This window comes from Rhodococcus sp. P14 (genome assembly GCF_000256505.1).
GTDB classification, from domain to species: domain Bacteria; phylum Actinomycetota; class Actinomycetes; order Mycobacteriales; family Mycobacteriaceae; genus Rhodococcus; species Rhodococcus ruber.
On the sequence record NZ_AJFC01000296.1, the window covers coordinates 1 to 2313 of the forward strand.

The following is a 2313-nucleotide window of genomic DNA, read 5'->3' on the forward strand; positions in this document are numbered from 1 at the left end:
TCGGTCGACCTGACGCTCACCCTCGGTGCGGCCGAGCGGCTCTCGGACTGTGCGTTCGTCCGGCACAGCGCGAGCCCGGCCGTCCGCGCGCTGGCGGACGGCCGGTGAGTGCTCACGCCCGGTAGGCGTCCGTTCCGGCGCGGCTGAGCACCAGGCGCGGCAGCACCGCGCGCGACGACAGCCGCAGCACCGCGTCGACGAGTTCGACGACGTCGTTCACCTCGAGCATCTCCTCGGCGGGGATGCGGTCCTTGATCCAGTCGGACATGTCGGTGTCGACGTAGGCGGGCGCGATCGCGGACGCGCTGATGCCGTTGCCGGACTCCTCGGCGTTGAGCGTCTCCACGAGCGAGATCAGCGCCGCCTTCGTCGCCCCGTACACGGCCAGACCCGCCTCGGCATAGACACCGGTGATCGACGACAGCGCAACCACTTTCGCCCCGCGGCGCGGAACAGCGGCCGCGGCCTTGCGCAGCAGCGGCAGCGCCGACTGGGCGAACGCGAACGGGGTCTCGAAGTTCACCGACACGGTCTTGCCGAACCGCCGCATCGGGAACTCGGCGATGGTGCCGGCGGTGCCGACGCCCGCGTTGAGGACGAGCGCCCGCATGCTGCCGAACGTCTCCTCGTGTGCCGCGACGACGCGGCTCGCGGTCTCGGGATCGCCGAGGTCGGCAGCGACGACGCGCACCTCGGGCGCGCCCGCGTCGCGCAGGTCGGCGGCGACCGCGCCGAGCCGCGCCTCGTCGCGCGCGGTGAGGGTCAGACCGTAGCCCTGCTGCGCGAGGCGGGTGGCGACACCGAGCCCGATGCCGCGGGACGCACCCGTGACGAGCGCACTGGGGTTGGCGAGATCGGTTGTCATGCGCCACCTCCCCGCAGCGCGTCGAGTCCGGCGGCCGCGAAGACCGGCACGGCCTCCCCCGCCTTGTCGAAACCGTCGCCGACGGTCGCGCCGACGCGCCAGCGGTGGTTGATGCCCTCGGCGATGACGGCGAGCTTGAAGTTCGCCAGTCCCATGTAGAAGTCCCAGTGGGCGAGCTCGCGGCCCGTCGCGACCGCGTAGCGCTGGGCGAGGTCGTCGGCCGACGGCAGGCGCGGGCTGGTCCACGCGGCGGACTCGCCGAGCACCTGGTCGAGCGCGGGGTTGCGGTACACGCACATCAGGGCGACGTCGGTGAGCGGGTCGCCGAGCGTCGACAGCTCCCAATCCACCACCGCCGCAATCTTTCCGGCGTCGCCGGGATCGAGGATCGTGTTGTCGATGCGGTAGTCGCCGTGCACGATCGACGCCGCGGACGATTCCGGAATCGAGTCGGCGAGGGCGGCGTGCAGGCGGTCGAGGTCGTCGAGGTCGCGGGTCTTGACCCGACCCCACTGACCGGCCCACAGCTTGACCTGCCGCGCGACGTACCCGTCGGGGCGGCCGAGCTTCCCGAGACCGACGGCCTCGTAGTCCACCGAGTGCAGGGCGGCGAGCACACGGACGAGTTCGCCGGTGCACGCTTCGATCTCGGTGTCGCTCAGGGTGGCGAGGTCGTCGGTCGTGCGGATCACCCGTCCGGTGACGTGCTCGACGACGGTGAACGGGGCGCCCATCACGGACTCGTCCTCGCACAGGGCGACCGTGTGGGCGACCGGCACACCGCACCCCTGAAGTGCCGAGGTGATGCGGAATTCGCGGGCGACGTCGTGGGCGGACGGGGTGAGTCCCGCCGTCGGCGGCCGGCGCAGCACCCACCGCGACGTGCCGTCGGAGATCGCGTACGTCAGGTTCGACTTGCCACCGGAGATGAGATCGGCGCGCAGTTCGCCGTCGAGGGCGATGCCCGAGTCCTCCAGGTAGCGCTGCAGGGCGGTCAGGTCGAGCCCCTCGTGCTGTGCGGTCTTCATGCCCGGCTCTCCTTCGCGGCGGCGGCCTTCTTCGCGGCGCCGACGGCTCGCTTGGCGATGGCCCAGCGGTGCACTTCGGAAGGCCCGTCGTAGATGCGGAACGGGCGGACCTCGCGGGCCAGGCGCGCGACGGGCAGGTCGGCGGAGACGCCGAGTCCGCCGCACATCTGCATCGAGCGGTCGACGATCCGGAACACCGCCTCGGCGGCGAAGGTCTTGGCGATGGACGTGGAGTTGGACGCGTGGGAGCCCTGGTCGAGTTCCCAGCACGCCTGCGTCAGCAGGGCGCGGGTGGCGGCGATGTCGATCTCGTTGTCGGCGACCATCTTCTGGATCATGCCGAGGTCGCCGAGCTTGCTCCCGAATCCTTCGCGTTCGGCGACGCGGGCGACGGCGATGTCGTGGCCGCGGCGGGGGGGG

The 2313-nt window shown here is 71.9% G+C and carries 3 protein-coding genes; all 3 read right to left on the reverse strand.

Annotated features, from left to right (window positions below):
* Positions 1-112 precede the first annotated feature (112 nt).
* A complete protein-coding gene (locus tag OEY_RS0120725; RefSeq protein WP_010595691.1) occupies positions 113-865 on the reverse strand; it encodes an SDR family NAD(P)-dependent oxidoreductase in 753 nt (250 codons plus the stop codon).
* A complete protein-coding gene (locus OEY_RS0120730) occupies positions 862-1893 on the reverse strand; it encodes a phosphotransferase family protein (RefSeq protein ID WP_010595692.1) in 1032 nt (343 codons plus the stop codon). The genes OEY_RS0120725 and OEY_RS0120730 overlap by 4 nt, the downstream gene beginning before the upstream one ends.
* The coding region (locus OEY_RS0120735; protein WP_010595693.1) for an acyl-CoA dehydrogenase family protein at positions 1890-2313 on the reverse strand (424 nt) is incomplete at its 5' end. The genes OEY_RS0120735 and OEY_RS0120730, both read right to left, overlap by 4 nt.